Source organism: Pectobacterium sp. IFB5596 (genome assembly GCF_021432585.1).
Classification (GTDB): domain Bacteria; phylum Pseudomonadota; class Gammaproteobacteria; order Enterobacterales; family Enterobacteriaceae; genus Pectobacterium; species Pectobacterium punjabense.
Map to the genome: position 1 here is coordinate 359,154 of NZ_LXFY01000001.1, position 24,505 is coordinate 383,658.

Consider the following 24,505-nt stretch of genomic DNA (forward strand, 5'->3'; position numbering starts at 1 on the left):
TGAGTGAAAAAATGTTTGGTTGATGGCGACAACCCGACAATTGATAACGGCAGTATGTACTTAACTCTCGCTCTTGCCCCGTTACCACCACTGACTAAAAATCTGCTGCGGGTTATCAACCTGAACGCGCTCACCAATACGGGGCGTCATTAATCGCCAGCTCTGGTTTTCGCTCGCCTGTGAAATACGTTCTAGCGGATCGTTCCAGCGATGGTGCGCCAGCTTAAATTTACTGTTGTGACTCGGTAATACCGCCTTGGCTTGTAAATCGCTGGCTGCCTGCGCGCATTCCTCCGGCTTCATATGCACATGAGGCCAATCCCGATCGTATTGCCCGCATTCCAGTATCGCAATATCGAACCCACCCAAACGTTTGGCGATCTCTTTGTAATGTGGACCGTAACCGCTGTCTCCTCCAAGATATAGGCGATGCCGTGCTGTGATCAGCGCAAATGACCCCCACAGCGTTTGGTTATGCTTGAGAAGCCGACCGGAAAAATGCTGCGTAGGAAGCACATGAATGTCCACCCCGCTCTCTTTCAGGCAACTGAACCAGTCACCTTCGGTAATACTTTCCTGGGGAAAACCCCATTTTACAAAATAGGAACCTACGCCAGTTAACGTGACGATACGCCGGATTTTTCCGCGTAGCGCGTTCAACGTTGGGTAATCCAGATGATCCCAATGATCGTGAGTAATCAACAGATAGTCGATTTCGGGAACATCTTCTGGTGAATACACATTGCTGCCTTTAAAGGCGATATTGGTGCGCGGCACGGGCGAGGCATTGTCGCTAAATACCGGGTCCAGCAGAAAGGTTTTCCCTTCCAATTGAATAAAGTAGCTAGAGTGTCCCATCCAGATGATGACGTTATCCGCTTTGCTTAACTGATGCAGATCGGTTTTTTCCGATGGCAGACGGGTATCTGGCAACGCGCCAGCGTCTTTCTCGAAAAGAAAGCGGTACAGCAGCGCGAATCGGTTCTGGCTATCGACCGTCGGGCGAGCCACTGGGTTATGAAATGCGCCATCGTGAAAGAGCGGGTTTTCCGGTTGAGGTTTTACCTCTGGTGAAACATATTGCGGCTGCTTTAACCACCCATAGATGGCGACTACGATTACAACCAAAACGAGTAACAAAAGCATAGGGTTTATCCGGTGTCGTTTTGTAATGAATACAATGAATATTTTTTCGTAATGATAATATCAGGCATCAACTCTCTGGCTCTGGCAGTTATGCACGAACGCAGAGAGTATGGCAAGGGAGAATCGGGGGGTTTTTGGTGCAAAAAAAGCGAAGACATTCGCCTTCGCTCAGGGCTTTGATGAGAAATAACCGCGATATCTCATCGATGGCGCCTCTCTTATACTGCGCCACCTGAATACTATTTTTTAAGCGCCAGCAGCGTTTTTCCCATCCCGATAACGAATTCGTTCTGTTGTCCGATGACTTTATTTAATCCGACCTCATCCTGAATATTTTCGACGGTATTGATCGCCTGAACTTCCAGTACGCGTCCTTTAATCAGCGTCGAGCACAGCGAATGCAGAACCTTGTTATTCAGAATCGTTTGTAAGCAGCGAAAAGGCGTCGCATCGTCAATTTTTCCCGCGCGCTGATCGGGTTTGATACGCTGACGCAGCATCTCTTTTTCCGTACTGGCAATCACCGCATCCAAATCGCTGGGTTTAGAGGCAATCGGGATAGTGCCATCTTTATCTGGTGGCAACATAAACAATGAAACCAGCGCCTTATTGCCTGTCGTAGGGTCAACATATTCGGTCTGAACCATGTGGTTTGGCGCATCGACGACTTTGTCTCGCTGAACCATACTCAACAACCGCGTAGGTAACGCATCGGTAAGATCTTGAGTGGTATAGCCGACGAACAAATCTGGGTCCTTTGTCTCGGCAACCCCGAACAGCGGCAGTACCAGTAATAGCCCTGCAATCCCTTTCTTTATCACACTGGTTTTCATTGTATTCCCCTACTCTTTATTGTGTGCATTACTCTATCTCACCACTCGCAATTCTTATCACGCTAACGTCGATAGTTTTATGGCTTTTTTACCACGTTTAAACGCGACAGCAGCATCTCTGCCAATGAAATAACACCGCTAAGGCAACATCGAGTCATTGATAATACGGTTGCTCATATTCAGCCAGTGAAATCTGGCAACTCAAACCGTGCCGGCATTTACTGTTATAAAACATTTCGATGTCATCAAAAACATCATCAGGGAATTTTCCCTGCGCTTAGTGCGTTTTTATTGGGTTAATTTTCATACCGTGTTCAGTTTTTGCAGCAAAAGGCGTCTTAGATATTTACACTCATTAATGTAATGTTATAACATTTCACTTGTTAAAACTGGAATGGAACATGAGTGAGATGACGGATTTTGCAGTACAGATCGAAGAACTGACCCTCGGTTACGATGGAAATCCAGCATTGAGCGCTGTCAGCGGTTCGGTACACACAGGCTCCCTGACAGCAGTAGTCGGGCCAAACGGTTCAGGTAAATCAACGTTGCTGAAAGGGATTGCCGGAATACTCCAGCCGCTATCAGGCGCCTGCCGAATCGCATCGGGTGCCCGCATTGCTTATCTGCCACAGCTATCGGAACTGGATCGTAGCTTTCCTGCTAACGTGCGCGATCTGGTCTCACTGGGACTCTGGCAGGATCGAGGTTTATTACGCTGGCATCGCCGTGACGATCGGATGCGTATATCTCAGGCGCTTGCCACCGTCGGGCTAGCTAATTTTGACAATAAGCCACTCAGTGCTCTGTCTGGCGGGCAGTTTCAGCGAGCTCTGTTTGCACGGGTGATTGTTCAGAATGCCAATATCATTTTGCTCGATGAACCCTTTAATGCCATTGATACCGCGACCACACAAGAGATGCTGACGCTGATTAAAAGCTGGCACGCCCAAGAACGTACCGTCATCGTAGTGATCCACGACCCTGAACTGGTGCTTCGCCATTTTCCTGAGACATTAATGGTCAACGGTACAGTAGTCGCCTGGGGAGAAACCCAATGGGTGATGGAACATAGCCTGCACTCGCCCGTCTTCTGCCAGCATAATACCGTACGGTATGCAGTAGGAGGTCGATAATGCTCTGGCTTTACGATCTGCTTATTAACCCGTTTGTTGAATTTGGCTTCATGCGCCGAGCGCTAGTGGGTGCGTTATTACTGTCGCTCAGCGCATGTCCGGTAGGCGTATTTCTGACCCTACGTCGTATGAGTTTGGTAGGGGATGCCATGTCCCATGCCGTGCTGCCCGGTGCCGCTATTGGTTTTCTGCTCTACGGATTGGAAATCATTCCGATGACGCTCGGCGGCATGGTCGCCGGATTAGTGGTAGCACTGGGTGCCGGCATCGTATCGCGGTTAACGGTACAAAAGGAAGATGCCTCAATGGCAGCGTTTTACCTTATTTCGCTGGCGCTCGGGGTACTTATCGTCTCACTACGCGGCTCGAGCGTCGACTTGATGCATGTTCTATTCGGTTCCGTTTTGGCGCTGAATGCAGAGGCGCTGATACTGATCGCCTCGGTGTCCGCTGTTTCTTTACTAATACTGTCGCTGCTGTGGCGTGCCTTAATTGCCGAATGTTTGGACCCGCTGTTCCTACGCACAGTGTCCCGACTCGGCTCGGCGGTTCATTTTCTGTTCCTCACGCTGGTGGTGATAAACCTTGTGGCAGGCTACCAGGCGTTGGGCACGCTGCTGTCGGTGGGGTTGATGATCCTCCCCGCCGTCACCGCTCGCTTCTGGACTCGGCGCGTCATCACACTTTGTCTGGTTTCAGTGTTAATCGGCATGGTGGCCTGCATTTCCGGCCTGTTGTTCTCCTACCATTATTCGCTGCCATCAGGCCCAGCCATTATTCTCGCCAACGGCGTTTTCTATCTGCTCTCAACCAGCGTGGCGATGATGAAAAACGCCCGACGCCGTCCTCATGCATCCTTAGTTAACACGCGCCTTTCCCGCACGGAGTAAATCATCATGAGAATTACCACGACGCTTGGCGTCGCCGCCCTGCTTTTCCTGTCGTTCTCGCTACAGGCCAGCGCCAGACTTAACGTTATCGCCAGCTTTTCCATTCTTGGCGATATGGCGAAAAATATCGGTCAGGATCGCATTGAATTACGTACCCTCGTTGGCCCCAATAGCGATGCGCATGTCTATGAGCCATCCCCGGCGGATGCGATTGCCATGGCCAAAGCTGACGTGATTTTAATCAATGGATTACAGTTCGAGGGCTTTATCAACCGGCTAATTCAGGCCAGTGAGAGTAAGGCTCCGGTCATTGAAGCGACAAACGGCGCAGAGATCATTCGCGACCCCGCAGGTGGTCATTACCATTTCTACAATGGCAAAGCCGTGTTCCACGCCGCACCTTTCGATCCTCATGCCTGGCAATCGTTGTCCAATGCGCATATCTACGTAAAGAACATCACCGCCGCGTTTTGCGCAGCGGATAAAAACGGCTGTGAGACTTATCAGGCGAACGCCAAAACCTATGAGGAAAAACTGACCAAACTTGGCGTAAACATTAATAACGCGCTAGCCCGTATCCCGGAATCGCGCCGTACCGTCGTGGTCGGTCACAATGCTTTTCGCTATTTCGAACACGAACACGGCATTCACTTTTTATCCCCTCAGGGAGTATCGACCGAGTCTGAAGCCTCTGCCGCAGATGTCGCCGGCATTCTGCGCGAGATAAAGAAAAACCATGCCGCAGCGGTTTTCGCTGAGAATATTTCAAACCCACGTATGGTGGAACAAATTGCATCCGAAGCCGGTTTATCCGTCTCAGGTGTGCTCTATTCCGACGCGCTCTCCGCGCCTTCCGGCCCTGCACCGAGCTATATCGACATGATGCAGCATAACGTCAACACCATCGTGTCAGCGCTGGCCGACGACAAGCATGTCCCCTGATTTCATCCTAATCCAGACTATTTTATAATGGAGAACCACATGAAAAAGCGTTTATTATCACTGTCCATTTCAGCGCTTTTGCTAAGCTCAGTTGGCTCAGCAATGGCGGCAGAAGAGGATGTTACCGCCTGGCGTCTTTTCGTCGCCGATCACGATAAACCCGTGGTGAATGTGATTGATGCCCTTGATGGTGACAAACTGACTTCCTTCGCCCTGAAAGGGCCCGCGGCGCTCTATCGCAGTGAAAGCGGTGCTACAGTGTATGCCGTTCAGGGCAGCGCAGGAACCGTATCGATGATCGGCTCTGGGATTTCGTTTCACGATCACGGCGATCACGCTGATATTGACATCGATGAACCCAAACTACTGAAAACTCAGCTAACCGGCGGCAAACCGGGCCATTTCGTTGAGCGTCAGGGTAAGGTTGCTCAATGGTTTGACGGTGAGCGTTACACGATGGTCTATAGCGAAGCCGCCGCGCTGGATGGCGTCAATGATGCGAAACGCGTGTTCGTCAGCGCCCCGCATCATGGTGTTGCCGTGCCATATGACAACCATGCCGTTGTCTCTGTTCCGAACCCAGAAGACGCGTCCAAACGCCCGATCGGTGCTCGAGTGATTAGCCTGGACAGTAAAATTGTCGGCGACAATGTGGCCTGCCCAGGTCTGCATGGCTCTGCCGGTTCCGGTGACACTTACGCCCTGTCCTGCGAAACGGGTCTGTTACTGATCACTCAGAAAGGCGATACGCCTGAAATACGCCATCTGCCTTACTCCAGCACATTACCGAAAGGCAGCGTCTCCACACTTATCGGTGGCAAAGGTATGCAGTATTTCATCGGTAACTATGGTCCAGATCGTATCGTGCTTATCGACCCAACCGAAGCCCAAAGTTTCCGCCTGGTGCAACTTCCGACCCGCCGCGTACATTTTGCCGTCGACCCGGTACGTCCGAAATTCGCCTACGTCTTTACGGAAGATGGCAAGTTAAATCAGGTTGATGTGCTGAAGGGGGAAATTACCAAATCAGTACGCGTCACGGAGCCCTACTCTATGGACGGTCACTGGAACGATCCGCGTCCACGTATCGCGATTGCGGCTGACAATATCTATATTACCGATCCTCTGAAGAGCAAAGTTCACGTGCTGAACGCGGTGGATTTGAAAGAAACCAGTACGATTACGGTACAGGGACATCCTTTCAATATTGTTGCCGTTGGCGGTTCAGGAAAAGTGCATGAACACGGTCACTCCCACGACCATGAGCATGGCCATTCCCATGACCATCAGCATTAAGATCTAAACGGAACCCCAGCTTAGCTGGGGAGCTAGACACCATGAAGAAAGCCCGCGAAACATGCGGGCTTTCGACGCTGTCCACCGGTCTGAAAAGTTGCCGCATGGCTACGACCTTTTCATCACGTTTTCTTACTTAGATACTTTACCTGTCACCTTCACGCCATACAACGCGAGGGATTTACCCGCTGTACCTGCCGTATTCCACGGATAGATACGGATATACAGGGATTTGCCTGACGGTACCTGAATGGCAAGGTTATCATACTCCACATATGTCATCACATCCTTCGCTGAAGACAAGGGTTTACTCCCATTGAGGCGCGTCCACTTGATGTTATCGGTCGAGTACTCCATATCGGCTTGCACTGTCGAACCGCCGCTTGTCGCGTAATGCATTGATATTTTGTTAGCGTTCAACGAACCTGTCGGTGTTGCCATGAATTGCAGATATTTTGTATTGTCACGCGATGTCCAGGTATCTACTACATAGCGAACTACGCTCGTATCTTGACCATCGACGGCCATCACTTTGGTCGTTGTCGTCCTTAGATTGCTTACTGTGGCATCCGTTGCCGTCAGTGTTCCATCAGTGGTTGGTGCCAGGGATGAACCCGTGCTAAACCAAGACGCGTAAGAATCAAGACCTGCTCCCGCCTGCACTCCCTTGCCCGATACGGTTAGAGAACCGATAGTAGACGAACCGAGAGTAAACGAGATGACCTTGTTGTAATCTACGACATCGGATGGCGTGAAACGGACGTATACTGTTTTTGTAAAAGAACCATTCGTGTATGGAATGTTGAGTGACGAATTCCACGCCGTTTGATCGAACGACAGTTCAAAATTCGTAGAAGGAGACTGAACCGTCACCGTGCCCAGATCCGGGGTCAGATCGAAGGCGGAAACCGTCATCGCCTTAATCGTCGCAACCCCAGTGTAGCGTGTACCCCATGCAAGAGGGTTCGGGCTGGCGATCAGCGAAGTAACAGACACCATGTAATTCTTCAAGATGCCCAACCTGGACATTCCCTCGACGGCGCGCTTGGCAATCAAATTGGCGAACAGAATTTGTGGGTGTGTACTATCCGCCGCAATGTATAAATTTGCCTTGGCTGCCGCATCACCGTAAGCCTCTACGATAGTTTTGGTTTCCGTCGTGAGATCGACGATCGGCACATGGTATTTGGCGGCAACCTCTTTCATCGCTGCTGGGTAATTGCCACGTTCATAGATCTCGCCGTTCTTGACACCCACATTGTGGCGGCCTTCTGGTTTGATCGTCGTGCCTTCAAAGTATTTGCGTACAATCGGCGTCATCAGAATGGGGTATGCGCCTTTCGCTTTAATCGCAGTGATATATCTTTTCAAAAATTGATAGTACGAATGCTCAGATTTATCTACTGTCGGATCAATCGCATCCGGCGAACCTGCACACGTATCCCCCTCGATTGTTCCATCGCTACAATATGCATAAGTACCGTATGCGGCATAGCTAGCGTCCGTTTTTTGGTCATTATGCCCAAATTGTATAATGACATAATCGCCAGCCTGAATTTGAGGCAAGATCTCTGGCCAACGCGTGGCTTCATAAAAGAAACTGCGCGAACTACGCCCGCCAAGCGCCCAGTTTTTAACGGTGACGTTTGAATTGAAGAATTGGGGCATCGCTTCACCCCATCCCATTTGCGGTCTACGGGCATCTGTATAGTGTGTCATCGTTGAGTCACCAAGCATGTGGATCGTGACGGCTTTTTGATTGCTCGGTTTACTGGCGCTCATGCTAGATTGCGAATTGGAATAACTCACTATCGAGGAATCCCCATTACCGCCCGCTGCGTAGGCATTAACGAAAACACTCAGAGCTAGCGCTCCAAATAAAGCAGGATACTTCATGTAATATTCTCTCCTTTTTTTAATTGTATTGTCATCAATGACCACACTGGCTACCGCTATTAACATTTTGCCAAAATAATTATGCTGATTCACGGTGGTCATTCATCAGTGTATTCATGCAGTCAGAGTACGCCGTAATATTTCACGATATAGTTTATTATTATGTGGCGAGCATCACTAAAAATAGATATTTCCTATTTTTCATGTTGTTGTAGACGTGTTTCAGTAGACTGCTATCCAATATTTCGTGTTTTACGGTATTCACCGTGCTACCGCTTGCGTGTGTAATGACTATTTTTGGTAGAAATGGAATATGACTTGGCAGTTGACTGACCATCACCTTTTTCATTTCCGCATTCCAATGAATGAGGTTGGCAATTCCATGTCAATCACTATTCATGAAGGCTATTTTTATTTTAAATAATCGTTTTTTCGGCCTTAATAATAAAATGATTTTTATTATTAATCGAAAATTTAATAATCGATTTCATAACTAAGAAAATAAAATGAATATCTCCTTCCGAATTCAAGCTGGAGTACGCCTTGATCGTTGTGGAGAAGGGTTACTCTGGCTCAGCCACTGCGTGCTAAACGGGCTCGCATATTTCTGCACCACAATAATGCCGTTTTTCATCGTTCAACTTATCGTCCTCGAAACGTACGGGGACGATAAATCCTCTCGCGGCCTGAAAAAATCAGGCCTTTTTTACCTTTCCCGCACGTTTATGACGCAAACCAAGGCTCTATCGGATCAGGATAAGATATCCACGCCGCCAGACCTTCGGCCATTTCTTTGTCCGTCAACAGTGCGGCATCCAGACGAGTTCTCAACGCGTGCTCATCCATATCGATACCGATAAACACCAGTTCCTGCCGCGCATCGCCCACGCCATCCACCCAAATGGAACGAATATAATCAAGCGACTCACTATCTGTCGGCCACCTTTCTTTCGGCGCACTGACCCACCATGAACCAGCCAGCCCTTGACGCGCCACGCCTCCAGCCTGAGACCATGATCCGGCATATTCCGGGCGGCTCGCCAACCAGAAATAGCCTTTGGATCTGACAACCCCAGCGAGCGAACTTTCCATGACTTGCGCAAAGCGAGCAGGGTGAAAAGGCCGACGCGCGCGGAACACAAAACTGGCGATACCATATTCCTCAGTTTCAGGCGTATGTTCACCGCGTAGCTCTTTCAGCCATCCAGGAGCTTGTGCTGCTTTGTCGAAATCAAATAATCCCGTATTGAGTACCTCGTTCAACGGCACGGCCCCAAACTCGGCGTGAAGTATTCTCGCGCTCGGATTCAGTGAACGAATAATCGCAACCAGCTTCTGTTGTTGAGCCACATCAATAAGATCGATTTTGTTAAGGATGATCACATCGCAGAATTCGATCTGGTCGATCAACAGATCCACAACACTACGCTCATCCCCCTCTCCTAACGACTCTCCGCGTGAATGGATACTGTCCACCGAAGCATAATCGTTTAAGAAATTATACCCATCGACAACGGTCACCATGGTATCCAGACGAGCCACTTCAGAAAGGCTTTCGCCATCATCACCCGCAAAGGTGAATGTCTCCGCGACAGGAAGCGGCTCCGCGATGCCGGTTGATTCAATAACCAACTGATCAAAACGCCCCTCTTTCGCCAGCCGATTGACTTCGAGCAGGAGATCTTCACGCAGCGTGCAACAGATACAACCGTTGCTCATCTCCACCAGTTTTTCGTCCGTCCGTGACAGCTCAGCGCCACCCTCCCTCACCAGGGCAGCATCAATATTCACTTCTGACATGTCATTAACGATCACCGCGACGCGTCGGCCATCACGATTATTCAGAATATGGTTAAGCAACGTGGTCTTCCCCGCGCCGAGAAAGCCGGATAGAACGGTTACGGGTAATCTTGCCTCTGATTTCTGTCTAGCTACAACGTCAGCCATATTTCACACTCTCTGATGATTCAAGGTCGTTTACGTGTTTACGGTTCCGCTTTGGAATGATTTATCACCACAAATGTTTCGTTTTTGAACACCCATAGCGATAATCTTTCCATGCATTTAATGGTATGTTATAACATAACAATTCAACCATGAAAATCATTGAGGATTTTGCTTTGTCTAATAATATTAAGAAACTTGCACTGGCTCTGGGAGCCTTCTTCGTAACCTGTCAGGTTGCCGCGCACGGCGATCATTCGCATAGCCATTCTCATGGTCATACTCACGCTCATTCACATGGCGAACCTATGACCGAAATCGAAAAGAAAGCATCCAATGGCGTTTTCAATGACAGCGATGTGAAAGACAGAGCGCTTACCGACTGGGAAGGAATGTGGCAATCGGTCAACCCGATTATGCTATCGGGTGAGATGGACCCTGTTTTTAAAAAGAAGGCTGAGCAGGATAAAAGCAAAACATTTGAACAAGTTAAAGATTATTACCGCAAAGGTTACGCCACTGATGTGTCAGAAATAAAAGTCGACAATGGCGTCATGACGTTCCACAAAGAGGGTGAAGTGGCCTCATGCCATTACGACTATTCTGGGTATAAGATACTGACCTATGTATCGGGTAAAAAAGGCGTTCGCTATCTGTTTGAATGTAAAGATGCTCAGTCAAAAGCACCTAAATACGTTCAGTTCAGCGATCACACCATTGCGCCGCGCAAATCCGCCCATTTCCATATTTTTATGGGAAATACGTCGCAAGCAGAGATCCTCAAAGAAATGGACAACTGGCCAACTTACTACCCATATCAGCTCACCAGCGATCAGGTTGTTGATGAGCTGCTGCATCATTAATAGCCGTTGAATTCCCGAACCGGAAGGCATCGCCCATTTTCAGGCTATGCCTTACCGATCTGCCTCCAGAATGAAGCGATTTTCCTGCCCTCCTTTTCTTTCTCCAACCAGACAGCAAGTTCCTAAATTAGAATGTTAAGATAGATGCAGCAAGCGTTTGCCGTATTCGGAAATGTATGCGGTTTGTTGTAAAAGCTAAGCCATTACTTAAGGAGCGAAAAATGGCACGTGGTTCAGCAAGTAAAAGTCATCACACCGTCTCGCCGCTGCTTTCGTCACACGAAATCACGCGTCTTCTTTTACACCCCGTATCGCAGTGTATTTCGGATGAATATCCCTGGGTAAGCAATGATGAAACGTTGATCGATAAACATTTTAAAGGCGTTTGTGCACAGGTTATGCGTCTGACCAATACCCAATCGAGAATCGAATGGAATCATTACGGTTCTGGTTATGCCTCTTTTGTCGACGCCTGGTTTTATAAGAACACGCCGGCTTTTGACGTCAAACGTCCGCTTCGCTGTGGTGAAGAACACACCGGGTTAACCGTCTTACTGAGCCGCCTGTCGCCTTACTTCGTTTTTATGGAGAGTGAGAAAAATTGGCACGCGCGCGGAGGGTCTCAGGCGCTTCCAGAACTGGAAATGCTCGATAGGCTGGAGACGCCTGCCGTTATTGCATTGAGCCAACAGGTTCAGTCAGAACTGGAAAAGTGCGGGCTTATTCGCGCTTATAAGGTGCAGTTAACCGCGCGACTACCTACTGGAACTCGCGTACCGACGGTACTCACGGATCGCGGTTTTACACAGTTCGATGCCTTGTTCCATTGGGAAGATTGAGTCATTAACGTAGCCAAAGCACGCACCAGCATAAATTAACATCGCGCTATGTTGTCGATCGAATGAATGCTGTGCGTGCCGCATACAAAATGATTTCCGTATCAGTCTGACGTTATCTCAATCAGATTACCATCAGGGTCGCTGACGATCGCTTCGTAAAATCCGTCCCCCGTCATGCGAGGTGGGGCAACCAGAATGCCGCGTTCCGCCGCTTTGCTGGCTAATGCTTCGACATCCGCTTTGCTCCCGACCGAAATCGCAACGTGCGCCCAGCCGCAGCCTTCTTTATTGGTTAACGCTTCTGCCAGCACCGGTAGCGTCATCAGTTCAATGGATGCCCCTTCGCTAAGTTGAACGAAATGCGATTCAAACCCAGGGCGATTCTGACTCACATATTTTTCTCCCACCTGAGCAGCGAAGAACTCTTGCCAAAATGTCGCCTGGGCGGCCAGATCGGCTGTCCATAGTGCAACGTGTGCCACTTTCATCATGATTCCTTATTAGCCGTTGTCTTTTGCTGGTTTTACAAACAAGCGGTTATGACCGCGTCCCATTAAGAATGGCTAACACCTGTTGGTGCAGCTCGGGGTTACCGGTTGCGACCACCGTGCCGCCCGCTTCCGCTCGCTGTCCGTTGAGATCGGTGATGATGCCGCCTGCCTGCTCAATAATCGGAATCAGCGCGACAATGTCGTAAGGCTGCAATGCAAATTCCACGCAGATATCAATCTGACCTGCTGCCAGCATCGCCAGCGCGTAACACTCACCGCCGTAGCGCGTCATCAGTGTACTTTCGGTGAGTTCGGCGAAGCGAACGGTCGGATGCATACTCAGCGCTTCCGGCGCGGTGGTGTGAAGAATCGCCTGTTCGAGCGACACGCCTTTACGCGTGCTTAAGCGTGTTTCGCCCTGCCGATCGCTGCGCCAGGCCAGTGATCCATCGGCCCAAAAGCGCTCCCCGGTAAACGGCTGGCTCATCATCCCCATCACGGCTCGTTCATGGTGCAGCAGGCCGATGAGCGTTCCCCACACGGGTAGCCCACATAGGAAAGGTCGGGTTCCATCGACGGGATCTAAAACCCAACGCACCGGACCTTCTCCGCTCAGGCCAAATTCTTCGCCCATAATCGCGTGCTCGGGGTAATGCCGCGTGATGTGCTCACGGATGACTCGCTCAGCCTCTCGGTCGGCTTCCGTGACCGGATCAAAGCGAAAGCCCTCTTTTGGCTTCGTATCGATTTGGTTTGCGGTAAGGGAACGAAAACGCGGTAACGTTTCCTGACTCGCCAGCGTGGCGAGTTCATGAAAAAAGGCAATATCGGGAAGCGACTGACTCATGGTTTTTTACCTTCCTATCGCGTTTGCGTGACAGCGTTGTTGAGTACTGACGATGATAAACCGCATTGCTCACTATAGCTCGATTATGCGTTATGTTCATAATTAATATGCTCGATTATGCACAAGGAAGTAAGCCAACACCATTCACATTCTTCGCATTTTTTGGAAAAAAATAGCCCCCAGACGTCTCCGTCAGGGGGCTATAGCAGGAATCACCGAGCGGCCTTATTGCCTTTAGCTCAGGTCAGCACCGTTGCTGGCAATCACCTTCTTATACCAGTAGAACGATTTCTTTTTCTTTCTGGCTAATGTCCCTTCGCCTCGGTCATCGCGATCGACATAGATGAAGCCATAGCGTTTGCTCATCTCACCGGTGGACGCGGCAACCAGATCGATACAGCCCCACGAGGTGTAACCAATAACCGGGATACCATCGCCGATAGCGTCCGCCATCGCGCTGATGTGCTCGCGCAAATAGCTGATACGATAGTCATCATCAATCTCGCCCTGCGCGTTAATCTCGTCCTTCGCCCCCAGCCCGTTCTCCACCAAAAACAGCGGTTTCTGATAGCGGTCATACATCATGTTCATGGTGATGCGCAGACCCAGCGGATCGATTCCCCAGCCCCATTCACTTGCCTTGATGTGCGGGTTCTTCAACGACTTCACAATGTTCGCCGCGCTACTGTTGTGCTCGTTCATATCCGCCGAGGCGCAGCGGGAGGCGTAATAGCTGAAGGACACAAAATCTACCGTGTTCTTGAGAATCTCATCATCGCCCGGCTCAGAGGCAATCGTGATGCCCTTCTCTTTAAACAACCGACCGGTATACGCCGGATAAGAGCCCCGCGCCTGCACGTCAATAAAGAACAGGTTCTCACGATCTTTATTCAGCGCCGCCCAGACATCTTCCGGTTTGCACGACCACGGATAGAAATTTCCGCCGGCCAGCATACAGCCGACCTGATTGTTCGGGTTAACCTCATGCGCAATTTTCGTCGCCAGTGCGCTCGCCACCAGTTCATGGTGCGCAGCCTGATATTTCACCTGCTCCTGATTTTCCCCTTCGGCAAAGACCAGCCCCGCACCAGAAAACGGGCTATGCAGCAAGATATTGATTTCATTGAACGTCAGCCAATATTTCACTAACCCATCAAAGGCTTCAAAACAGGTGCGAGCGTAACGCGTGAAGAACTCCACCATTTTCCGGTTACGCCATGAACCGTATTCCGTGACCAGATGCATCGGCACATCGAAATGGCACAGCGTCACCAGTGGTTCCATGTTGTACTTCTTGCACTCGGCAAACATATCGCGATAAAAGGCGATGCCGTCCGCGTTGGGCGTCAGTTCATCCCCGTTCGGATAGAGACGGCTCCAGGCGATAGAGGTACGGAACACCGTAAACCCCATTTCCGCCATCAGCGCGATATCTTCTTTATAGCGATGATAGAAATCGATCGCCCGGTGGCTGGGATAAAACTCATCCTCACGCAGCGCAAAACGCGGCTCTTGCCCCAGCTTCACCGGTAGACGATTCACACCGTGGGGAATCATGTCTACCGTCGTCAGCCCTTTGCCGCCGTCAAGGTACGCGCCTTCTGCCTGATTGGCCGCAATCGCGCCCCCCCATAAGAACCCGTTGGGAAATGTTGATGCAGACATACGCTATTCTCCTTTGTACTTCAGCTAATTAGTGCTTAATTTAATGCGTGTTCGTTGCATGCTGCGGCGCGGAAGCCTCATCGTTCTGTACGCGTTTCTCTTCTGGTTTTTCTTCTACCGGAATGTCTTCAAAGCCCAATAGCAAGGTAACGAAGAAGGAAATCACGACGGACAGAATCATGACGCCAAACACCCAGGCAATGCTCATCGGATTGGTCGGATCGAAGAACTGTACGCTAGTGAATAGCCCTGGCGACGCCATTGAATGGCTTGCCAACCCACCGATGCCAGCAACGGCACCACAGATAAAACCGGTGATTAAACAGGCGATCAGCGGACGTTTCAGGCGTAACGCGACGCCGTACAGCGCGGGCTCAGAGATCCCAGCAACAATGGCCGAGGCCGCCGCCGCCAGCGCCGTCTGGCGCAGTTCCGGGTTTTTGGTGCGCCAGGCAACCGCCAGTGAAGAACCGCCAAGCGACAGGTTCGCACCGATTTCAGACGGCATGACCATGCCCTCTTTGCCGGTTTCGGCAATGGTTTGAATAATGGTCGGGGTAAACACGCGGTGCATACCGGTCATTACCAGCAGCGGCCAAATAGCGCCCATGATGGCAACGGACAGCCAGCCCAGATAGTCATGCACCGTGTACACCACCGCAGAAATACCGCTACCGATCCAAATCCCAATCGGGCCGATCAGCATAATGGCAATTGGAGAGGCAATCAGCACGATTAACATCGGCTTGAGGAAGTTTTTGGTCACCGCTGGCGTAATGCGGTCTACCCATTTTTCAATGTAAGACAGAATCCAGGTCATACACAGCGCCGGAATCACGGTATAGGTATACTTCACCGCCGTGACCGACAGCCCCATAAATACCACCTGCTGGCCCTGTGCTGCTTTTGCCATCAGATCGATAAATGTCGGATGCACCAATACCCCGGCGATGGCAATTGCCAGCGACATATTGGTTTTGAATTTTACCGCCGCAGACGCCGCTACCATGATCGGCAGGAAGAAGAATGCGCCGTCGCCAATCACGTTCAGAATCGTGATCGTTGACGCCCCTTTCTCAAACAGTCCGGTCATATCGAGGATCATAGCGAGCAACTTCACCATCGAACCACCGATAATCGCCGGGATAAGCGGCGACATCGTGCCAATCAGCGCATCCAAAATCCCTGCCCCGATGCGTCGCAGCGTAATTTTATTGTTCACCGGTACCGCTTTTTCCGCCGCCGCACTTTCCGGCAGCAGCTTCACCACCTCGGCATAGGCCTGAGAGACAGTGTTGCCGATGATGACCTGACACTGGTTATCATTTTTCACCACACCCAGCACGCCGCTTATCGCCTTCAATTCGGCCACATTCGCCGCATCATTATCTTTCAGCACAAAGCGCAGACGCGTCATACAGTGGGTTACCGCAGCGATGTTATCAGCACCACCGATGGCATCGACAATCGAACGGGATACAGCCGCATAATTCTTTGACATGGATAGACAATCTCTCGTAATCGCGCACGTTACACCGATTTCAACAAACTGCTCATCGCAAGTTTATTGTTTAGCTAACGAACATTTATTATTTAATTTCATGGAGTTATGAAATTATTCATGCCGGTATCCCTGCTCCATGCCACGTGATGAAACGCTTATGGGTAACCGGTTCCACATGATAGTGTTTATATATGAACGTAATTTCAATAATTTTTTTATGAATATTTTTCTTATGTGATCGCGATCGTCATGAATAGCGTATTACTCCCCTCGCTCGCTTCGGTTCTGCACTCATCACCCTGCTACTGGTCCAAAGTGTGTAAAATGATGGGCGTGTTCAACGTCTCAGGATGTCCCATGTCAACAATGCAGGAAGTGGCGAAGAAAGCAGGCGTATCAAAAGCGACGGTGTCGCGCGTGCTTTCAGGCAAAGGCTATACCAGTGAAGAAACCAAAACGCTGGTCTATCAGGCTATTGAGGAGACGGGGTATCAGCCAAATTTACTGGCACGTAATCTGGCGACCAGCAAGTCAGCCTGTATCGGTTTGGTGGTGACGAACACGCTCTATCACGGTAGCTATTTTAACGAACTGCTGTCGCAGGCCGCTAAGAAACTGGAAGACAACGGGCGTCAGCTCATTCTGGTCGACGGTAAACACAGCGCGGATGAAGAACGCGCCGCGATTCAATTCCTGCTCGGTTTGCGCTGCGATGCGATTATCATTTACCCTCGTTTTCTCAACGTGGATGAGATGGATGACATCATCGATCAACACAAGCAACCAATCATGGTGGTCAACCGTAAACTGCGTAGACACCAAAGTCACTGCATCTGCTGCGATCACAAAGGTTCCAGCTATAACGCCACACAGCATTTGATCGCACGCGGTCATAAAGACATCGCGTTTATCACCGGCTCGCTGGATTCACCGACCGCTATCGAACGTCTTTCCGGCTATAAAGACGCGCTGACAGCAGCTAACATTGCGGTGCGGGATGAACTGATTGTGAGAGGAAAATGGACGCCGCGCTGTGGTTCGCTCGCCATAAGCACCCTGCGCAATAACCAGATATCGTTCAGCGCGGTTCTCGCCAGTAATGACGATATGGCGATCGGCGCGATAAAAGCGCTGGATGAAGCCGGTGTTGCCGTGCCGAACGATGTTTCTGTGGTCGGGTTCGACGATATTCCCACTGCTCCGTTTTTGAAGCCATCACTCTCCAGCGTAAAAGATCCGGTGAGCGATATGATCAACGAAGTGATTAACCGCCTGATCGCGATGCTGGACGGCGGATACTTCTCGAAAGATAACCTGTTCTTGTCTGAACTGCGAGTCAGAGACTCGGTTCAAAACGGGCCGTACGGGTAACCAACCCGCCTGAATCAGATACGGGGTCGTTTCAGACCCCGCGTTAGCGCCTTATGTCAGCATTAATCTTCAACAAGAGCCTGCGTCAACAGACTAGAACTGCCACTGCACGCCCACGCTGTAGCGCGTTTGCTCGCCATCCCGATGACCGAAACGGCTGCCAATTTCGGAGTACAGATTCAGATTCTCTGCGGCAAGCCACTGCAAACCGACCGTCGCCTTGCCGAAATTTTTATCCTGCTCTCTCACGGCAATACGGCGGTTTGCACCATCGACATGATCTTTTATGGTAAAACTGGAATCGAGTCCATCGGCCAGTTCACGCACCCAGGCCACCGTCGCGTAAGGTTGTAACGACATTGTGTTGCTGAATTCCACGTTGCCACGCACGCGCCAGCCCACACTGGCCTCCAGTGAATCGACATCCTGTTTTTCATACCGAACGCCAGTTCGCAGATTGCCTTTGTCATCAAACGCATTGATGCGATAACGCGCGTAATCCAGCCCTGCAACCGGACCGGTGCGCAGGCCACCCAGCGGGAAGTCATAACCGCCTGTCACGCGGGCACCGATAAACTGCGCTTCAGTATTGCCATCCAGCGTGTTGTTCAACAGAACCGGACCGCCCGCAGATTGCAGATGCACCGAACGGCGTGATTCAATCGCCGCTCGCCCCGCCGTCACTTCGCTGCCCAACCAGGCGGGCCCGCCGTGATTCAGCAAACCATAGACTCCCGCTTGCCAGGTATCGCTTTCAAGGTGTCCATTGCGCTCCAGTTTATCCTTACTACGCAGCAGGCTCAGGCTGCCACCAATAGTGACACCGTCACTTAATTGATAATCCATTAGCGCATAGGCCATCGCCTGCCGAGAACGCTGCTGCGGTGCGCGGTCAAAGCCCTTTGACGGGATAACATCGCCCTTAATTCCGATCGCCGTATCCAGCGTGCCCGCGCGACGAGTGGTATTTTGCAATAGCAACCAACGCTGATTATGCAAGTCACTCAATGACTGGCGCTGACGCTTCAGGCTCTCTTCCATTGCCTGTTGCATCGCGGCAGCGGAATACGCCGAATGCAGCAAATCAGTATTGGAGATTTCCAGCAGCAATCGCGTCACCATCCGCGAAACGTCACGCAGGCGCTGGTCGATACGTTCCTGCCCGAGCACGCTGGTCAGAAAGGCTTCGTTATCAACGGTAGGATCATGCCATGTCGCGCCCCCCGGCACCGCGGGGTTCGTGGTTTGTTCATAACCATCCCGATCGCCAATATCCCAGTTGGTGGCCTCCATATAGAGCACGGGAATATCAAACGCTGCATTGAAGCTATCGCCGTCGCTACAACATCCCGTTCCAGCCGGATAACTGGCATTCAACCCCGGATTGGTGAACAGATCGATGCCCAGTTCATTCGCAATACGCAGCGTTTGTTCACGCAGGCTTGCCAGAGCGGGATTTGCCACGCTGTTATCGCCAGCGTGAGCATAAAGTTTATCGCCAGTGATCATACTGTCCATGTTAATCATGGCCTTCAGATCGCCCGCAGTTCCTTGCGCCATCAGATCGTTAACCATCGCGCGCGAACCGCGTAGCCCCTCTTCTTCTGCACCGAAGGCAGCAAAGACCAGCGTTTTTTCCGTCTGGATGCCGCTAAAATTACGCGCCACTTCCGTCAGAATGGCAGCACCGGATGCGTTGTCATCCAACCCTTGTAGCGTTGGCCGCCCGAAGAAGGTATCGAAGTGCGCACCGGTAATGATGTATTCGCTGCTCAACCCAACATTAGAGGCCAGCACGTTTTGTGACGAACGCGTCGCGCCGCCTGCCGTCCAGGAAAAATCCTGCCTGACCGTGCTATAGCCTGGTGCCATACGCTGCGTCATCCAATCCGCCGCACCCGCAAAATTGGCTGTGTCGCGATAGCGACCGGGATAATCATTAATGAGCGTATCCACCGTCTCGCGTGCATAGTCGCCGTAATCATAAGCCCAGACCGGTACACATAAACACGCCATCCCTACCGCAACGGCTACTTGTTTCAACATAAACACCACTCCCTTTCTCGTTATAGACTTTTTCACTATCGAACGCTGTCGTTATCAATAGCAGTGCCAGAGGAACCTAATTCAGGTCATGTCTTTGTTAAAGAAAGGAAAATAGCAGCAATATTCATTCCAAAACCAGGGGGCAGAAGAAAATATGATGAAATGTGTCAAAAAACAGCAAACTGAAAGGAAATCATCAGGATTATGTAACCCTGATTAATCATAGGGTTAGCCATGAATTGACACAAATAACAGGCAGGGTCGAACGAGAATAAAAAAGTAGTGGAAACACGGCAGGATTGATGGAAATACTTTTACGAGGATGTAGTAAGGGCAAAAAGGCAAAACACGCACCGAAAACGATCGTTTACAGCACGCGATTGCCCGTTTTTGTCGGAAATTTAAACGTAAACATTAAGCTGGTTATTTGCCGTCGGGCGATTAACCCCATCGGCTATAGGTGGCGTAAAGACGGGACCGCTATTCTCGTACGCTACCCGAGTTCGGGTAGAAGCATCCTGATTAGGATAACCAGACAGCTGCGACGAACGGGAAATGCCTTGGACATAATCAAGTTTGTCAGGCGTAGCGTAATATGACACTGGAGAAACTAGGTTGAGACCAATCATTTTTCTTTCCCCCTATCTATCTCATCTGTCAGTAAAACTTATCTTGCTTATTACTGAGTATAGAACAGTCAAACAGGGGGAATATGTAAGGTTTTGTCTGAAAAAACGCCGCCGATGCAGTACTCATAAAGGGAAAGGTCAGGCCAAAAATCATTCTGATTGACTATCAAACCGTTATTTATTTTTCTCCCACGCGCGCAACCGACCAGCCGCATTTTTATAAGGCGAAGCGGTATTAAACTGAATCATCCTCCCACGCGTCCACTTGCCGTACCAACATTCACCATAGAGTTGTGCATCGCTATAGCGTTCAACCAGCGCGATAAGCGCCAACTGATTCGCGACAAGCAGCGCGACCAGCTCCTCCCAGTCGGTGATATGGGCGTAGTCCCGATAGAATTTTTGCGCCAGCAGGCCAAGTTGATTCCATTTATAACCGGACGCAGGGAAATCGATAGGTTTACCCTGTTCTTCGTCCTCATGCCATTTCAGCACCAGATTTCCCCACCCCAGCAAATATGCTACCAGATTGGCGGGGCTCATCTGCGTTCCCTGTGCATGTCCCACCATCTCCGGTGAGAAGGCTCGTTCAGCAGATACTGCATCGATTTTCTTCATTAATAGCGCAAACTGACCGTTAATTGCCTTGATCAAGGCTTCTTTGCTTTCCGGCACTGCCATCGCATCACCTCGGTTTTCTGCCCCTGAGAGACCTAGACTACCGCCTGCGATACAGCGCAGTGTTGTTGTTGCTCATGTTTCTCAGCGTTGCGCTAACAGTCGGATCGACGCCTCACGTTCGCGCGAGGACGTCACGGGCGTGTGGATAATGAATTCATCGACTCCAAAGCGCTGGTGATAATGCTTCAAGCGCTGATGTACGTGTTCCGGCGTGCCGTAAAGCACATGCCGCGGCTCCTGCTCAATACGAAAATCCGTCGCCCCCGACTGCCGAACGAAATTGTCTGCCAGTTCCTGACTGCCTACCGTCAGCGGCGGTTTGTTTTCAATATAGACTTTATAATTATGCTGTGTGCTAGCCAGCGCTTCCGCATCTTCATAACGTTCAGCGGCAATCACCGACAGCGACAGCAGCGTCTGGGCGCTGGCTGGTTTCAATTCCCGGTAGCTCAAGAGTGATTCCGTTAACAGTGTTTCGCTGGCATTAATGAACCCCGCGAATACAAAATTCCAGCCTAGCGATGCAGCTAGCTGCGCACTCTCCTGGCTGGCACCCAACAGAAAGCGCTGCGGCTCATGCTCCGGCAGCGGCGTCGCATTCAGGCGTTCGGCGCTATCATCATGGCTGCCGAGAAAATGGTTTAACTGATGTAATTTCTCCGTGAAGGAGACGCGTTCAATCTCGCCAATTTCCTGCTGAAGTGCACGCGTCGCCCGTGGCAATCCGCCTGGTGCTTTGCCGATGCCTAAATCAACACGTCCGCCCGCCAACGCACTGATGACATGGAAATTCTCTGCAACCTTATACGGGCTGTAGTGCTGTAACATCACGCCGCCGGAACCGATACGCAGCGTTGTCGTGTGCGCTAACAGCCAGGTGATCAAAACCTCGGGAGACGACCCGGCCAATTCATCGGAATTATGATGCTCGGAAACCCAAAAGCGGTAATAGCCAAGTGCTTCCGCCACTTTCGCCAACGACACGGTTTGCGCCAACGCCTGCGCCACACTCATTCCTTCGGCGATAGGGCTTTGATCTAATAAACTGAGCTTATATCCCACGATGTTTCCTTATTTTAGCGACTATCCGTTAACACTATTCATAGCAATAAATAGGCATAACAAAAAAACAGAATAAGAAGAATGTTGCATAAAAGTGTGAAAAATAAATATCAATAATGAATTTTGTTAGCAGAAATATTCATAATAAATGAATACAAAAAAGCGCCATCATAAAAAGACATGAAATATAACCAGACGGTATTTATCCATTGAGTGGCTATCGGCTACCTTTACCATGTTTACGTTTTGTTAAGGAGGTGTATTGATATGGCTGAATCTATCCCCTGTTGTGATACGTCATTTGAGCAACAGTTAATTAACTGGCGACGGCACTTACATCAGTACCCGGAATTATCCAATCAGGAACACCAAACCACCGCGCACATTACCCGCTGGCTACAAGAGAAAGACATCCGTCTGTTACCTCTGGCGTTAACCACAGGCGTCGTTGCCGAAATGGGTCACGGCAGCGGCCCAACCATTGCGCTGCGTGCCGATATTGATGCATTACCCATTGAAGAACAGGTTGATGTCGATTTTCGCTCCCAGCATGCTGGCGTTATGCATGCCTGTGGCCACGATTTCCATACCGCCGTCATGCTCGGTGCTGCTTGCCTGCTGAAAAAACGTGAGCATGTCTTACCGGGTAAAGTCAGGTTATTTTTCCAACCGGCAGAGGAAGTGTCTACCGGTGCCAAACAGTTTATCCGTGCCGGAGCACTCGCCGATGTTGCCGCCGTTTTCGGCCTGCACAATGCGCCAGAGCTTCCTGCGGGGACGTTCGCCACGCGTAGCGGCCCGTTTTATGCCAATGTGGATCGCTTCGCTATTCACATTACAGGCAAAGGGGCGCACGCGGCCAAGCCGGAACAGGGTATCGACAGCATTGTCACCGCCTGCAATATCGTCAATGCGCTGCAAACCCTCCCCAGCCGCAGCTTTAGTTCTCTGGAATCGCTGGTGATCAGCGTCACGCGTATTCAGGGCGGTAACACCTGGAACGTACTGCCGCAAACGGTAGAGCTGGAAGGGACCGTACGCACCTACAATGCCGCGATCCGCGCGGAAATACCGGAGCGAATTGAACAACTGATTGGTGGTATTGCCCTTGCGCTGGGCGCCAAAGCGGAACTGAAGTGGTATCCCGGCCCGCCTGCTGTCGTGAACACCAGCGAATGGGCAGACTTCAGCAAGCAAATTGCCCGAGACGCAGGCTATCAGGTAGAAAACGCCGAACTGCAAATGAGCGGCGAGGATTTTGCCCTTTACCTTCAGGACGTGCCGGGCACGTTCGTCAGCATTGGCTCAAACAGCGAATTTGGTCTGCACCACCCTCAGTTCAACCCAGATGAAAGTGCTATTGCGCCGGCATCACGCTACTTTGCACAGTTAGCGGAAGCCGCACTGCATCGCCTGCGTACCACGAAAAGCACCGTTCCACAGGCGGTACTGTCTCCATCGTAATATTTTGATCTGCAAATATAATCACCTCCGCCCAGTCGATTGGGGGGAGGTGTAGTGGTTACATAAATCCGATATTAGGAGAGACACGGGGATGAGGTTCCCGCAGGGACGCCTCACCCCGTGGTTGCTCCGGGTATCTCGATCGTCAAACGATCGGAGTTAGAAAGAAAGCGATACTCATTAACCGCGAACGGCGTGATAACCACGGGAAAAATACACCAGACCATCGGTACTTTCGCCCTGCTTAATCGCTAACACTCGGCAAATAAAGATATCGTGTGTCGCCGCACTCACCACTTCCTCAACCCGGCAGTCAAATGCAACCAAAGCATCCTGCAATACGGGTGAACCCGTGTGTAACACGTCCCATTCCGCTGCCGCAAACCGTTCTTCCGTCGATGATCGACTCCCAAACAGCGACGACAGCGCTTCATGATCTGCCGTTAGCGTATTAACGCACAAATGTTCATTCGCCTGAAACGTGGGATACACCGATGAACCACGATTCAGACACACCAGCAGCGTGCCGGGCGTGTCGCTGACGCTGGACACGGCAGATGCCGTAAATCCGGCCTTACCGGCCGGGCCATCCGTCGTAACGATATTAACCGCGGCGCTCAATTTTGCCATTGCATCACGAAACGCCTGCTGGTCAACGGCGGTCACCGCCGCAGAGGGAACGGCGTCATTCGCGGTTGCGCGTCGTTCAACTGTCAAATCAGACATCAAATTTTATCCTTTAGATACGGCGAGACACATAGCCATTAACATCATACTAACAAAACAAGCCGCGCCATCATCTGAAATTTTTGAATTTCATTATACATTTTTGTTGTTTTACATCATACCTCGCCTCATCAATAGTGAAAACACGCTATTAACGTCCTATTAACCTTTCATTGAATACGTGAATACCTATTGATGGCTTATCGATTGATAGCCGGTTTATTGATGGATTGT

The 24,505-nt window shown here is 50.6% G+C and carries 20 protein-coding genes; 8 read left to right on the forward strand and 12 right to left on the reverse strand.

The annotated features are described in order from the left end of the window. Window positions 1-81 precede the first annotated feature (81 nt). Both A6301_RS01760 and A6301_RS01765 read right to left on the reverse strand, forming a co-directional pair. On the reverse strand, window positions 82-1,146 hold the full coding sequence (locus tag A6301_RS01760) for an MBL fold metallo-hydrolase (protein WP_234256949.1): 1,065 nt from the start codon (window positions 1,144-1,146) through the stop codon (window positions 82-84). 239 nt (window positions 1,147-1,385) lie between these two features. After that, entirely contained in the window at window positions 1,386-1,979 is a 594-nt protein-coding gene (locus A6301_RS01765) for a hypothetical protein (RefSeq protein ID WP_234256950.1), read from the reverse strand. A gap of 410 nt (window positions 1,980-2,389) precedes the next feature. Here A6301_RS01765 and aztA point away from each other — a divergent pair, with 410 nt between their 5' ends. From aztA to aztD, 4 genes are read left to right on the forward strand one after another with little or no spacing between them, the layout of a single operon-like run. Then, window positions 2,390-3,115 (forward strand): zinc ABC transporter ATP-binding protein AztA, encoded by a 726-nt coding sequence (gene aztA / locus A6301_RS01770; protein WP_205543346.1) that lies wholly within the window; start codon window positions 2,390-2,392, stop codon window positions 3,113-3,115. Beyond that, window positions 3,115-4,005, forward strand: coding sequence for a zinc ABC transporter permease AztB (gene aztB / locus A6301_RS01775; protein WP_234256951.1), 891 nt, complete (start codon window positions 3,115-3,117; stop codon window positions 4,003-4,005). Before aztA ends, aztB begins: the two co-directional genes overlap by 1 nt. A gap of 6 nt (window positions 4,006-4,011) precedes the next feature. Further along, complete coding sequence (aztC, locus tag A6301_RS01780) at window positions 4,012-4,947, forward strand: zinc ABC transporter substrate-binding protein AztC (protein ID WP_234256952.1); 936 nt, start codon at window positions 4,012-4,014, stop codon at window positions 4,945-4,947. Between the two features lie 39 nt (window positions 4,948-4,986). After that, on the forward strand, window positions 4,987-6,243 hold the full coding sequence (gene aztD, locus A6301_RS01785) for a zinc metallochaperone AztD (protein WP_234256953.1): 1,257 nt from the start codon (window positions 4,987-4,989) through the stop codon (window positions 6,241-6,243). Window positions 6,244-6,375: 132 nt separating this feature from the next. On the opposite strand, the gene A6301_RS01790 is transcribed toward aztD, so the two are convergent. After that, window positions 6,376-8,241 (reverse strand): rhamnogalacturonan acetylesterase, encoded by a 1,866-nt coding sequence (locus tag A6301_RS01790; RefSeq protein ID WP_234256954.1) that lies wholly within the window; start codon window positions 8,239-8,241, stop codon window positions 6,376-6,378. Window positions 8,242-8,862: 621 nt separating this feature from the next. After that, window positions 8,863-10,086: a zinc metallochaperone GTPase ZigA gene (gene zigA, locus A6301_RS01795; RefSeq protein ID WP_107169556.1), complete on the reverse strand. Its 1,224-nt coding sequence runs from the start codon at window positions 10,084-10,086 to the stop codon at window positions 8,863-8,865. 149 nt (window positions 10,087-10,235) lie between these two features. On the opposite strand from zigA, the gene zinT reads away from it, so the two are divergent. Together zinT and A6301_RS01805 are read left to right on the forward strand one after the other, a co-directional pair. Beyond that, the gene (zinT, locus tag A6301_RS01800) at window positions 10,236-10,946 is read left to right on the forward strand and encodes a metal-binding protein ZinT (RefSeq protein WP_370642155.1); all 711 of its coding nucleotides are present in this window, start codon (window positions 10,236-10,238) and stop codon (window positions 10,944-10,946) included. 221 nt (window positions 10,947-11,167) lie between these two features. Then, entirely contained in the window at window positions 11,168-11,785 is a 618-nt protein-coding gene (locus tag A6301_RS01805; protein ID WP_234256955.1) for a hypothetical protein, read from the forward strand. A gap of 101 nt (window positions 11,786-11,886) precedes the next feature. Here the strand turns inward: A6301_RS01805 and A6301_RS01810 are convergent, their stop codons facing one another. From A6301_RS01810 to ascF, 4 genes are all read right to left on the reverse strand, one after another. Continuing rightward, entirely contained in the window at window positions 11,887-12,273 is a 387-nt protein-coding gene (locus A6301_RS01810; protein ID WP_234257175.1) for a VOC family protein, read from the reverse strand. Window positions 12,274-12,322: 49 nt separating this feature from the next. Continuing rightward, on the reverse strand, window positions 12,323-13,123 hold the full coding sequence (gene hisN / locus A6301_RS01815; RefSeq protein ID WP_234256956.1) for a histidinol-phosphatase: 801 nt from the start codon (window positions 13,121-13,123) through the stop codon (window positions 12,323-12,325). A 234-nt stretch (window positions 13,124-13,357) separates the two neighbouring features. Beyond that, a complete protein-coding gene (locus tag A6301_RS01820) occupies window positions 13,358-14,788 on the reverse strand; it encodes a 6-phospho-beta-glucosidase (RefSeq protein ID WP_234256957.1) in 1,431 nt (476 codons plus the stop codon). A 40-nt stretch (window positions 14,789-14,828) separates the two neighbouring features. After that, a complete protein-coding gene (gene ascF / locus A6301_RS01825) occupies window positions 14,829-16,289 on the reverse strand; it encodes a PTS cellobiose/arbutin/salicin transporter subunit IIBC (protein WP_234256958.1) in 1,461 nt (486 codons plus the stop codon). 360 nt (window positions 16,290-16,649) lie between these two features. On the opposite strand from ascF, the gene A6301_RS01830 reads away from it, so the two are divergent. Then, window positions 16,650-17,663, forward strand: a complete 1,014-nt coding sequence (locus A6301_RS01830) for a LacI family DNA-binding transcriptional regulator (protein WP_234256959.1) — start codon at window positions 16,650-16,652, stop codon at window positions 17,661-17,663. Between the two features lie 93 nt (window positions 17,664-17,756). On the opposite strand, the gene A6301_RS01835 is transcribed toward A6301_RS01830, so the two are convergent. The 3 genes from A6301_RS01835 to A6301_RS01845 form a co-directional block, all read right to left on the reverse strand. Further along, a complete protein-coding gene (locus tag A6301_RS01835; RefSeq protein ID WP_234256960.1) occupies window positions 17,757-19,709 on the reverse strand; it encodes an autotransporter domain-containing protein in 1,953 nt (650 codons plus the stop codon). 803 nt (window positions 19,710-20,512) lie between these two features. Continuing rightward, window positions 20,513-21,019: a ClbS/DfsB family four-helix bundle protein gene (locus tag A6301_RS01840; protein ID WP_215483009.1), complete on the reverse strand. Its 507-nt coding sequence runs from the start codon at window positions 21,017-21,019 to the stop codon at window positions 20,513-20,515. Between the two features lie 81 nt (window positions 21,020-21,100). After that, complete coding sequence (locus A6301_RS01845; protein WP_234256961.1) at window positions 21,101-22,081, reverse strand: LLM class flavin-dependent oxidoreductase; 981 nt, start codon at window positions 22,079-22,081, stop codon at window positions 21,101-21,103. A 267-nt stretch (window positions 22,082-22,348) separates the two neighbouring features. Between A6301_RS01845 and A6301_RS01850 the strand changes: the two genes are divergently transcribed. Beyond that, window positions 22,349-23,545 (forward strand): M20 peptidase aminoacylase family protein, encoded by a 1,197-nt coding sequence (locus A6301_RS01850; RefSeq protein WP_205542504.1) that lies wholly within the window; start codon window positions 22,349-22,351, stop codon window positions 23,543-23,545. A gap of 180 nt (window positions 23,546-23,725) precedes the next feature. On the opposite strand, the gene A6301_RS01855 is transcribed toward A6301_RS01850, so the two are convergent. Continuing rightward, window positions 23,726-24,271 carry a flavin reductase gene (locus A6301_RS01855; RefSeq protein WP_234256962.1) on the reverse strand — a complete coding sequence of 182 codons (546 nt, stop codon included), beginning with the start codon at window positions 24,269-24,271 and terminating at the stop codon, window positions 23,726-23,728. Between the last annotated feature and the right edge of the window lie 234 nt (window positions 24,272-24,505).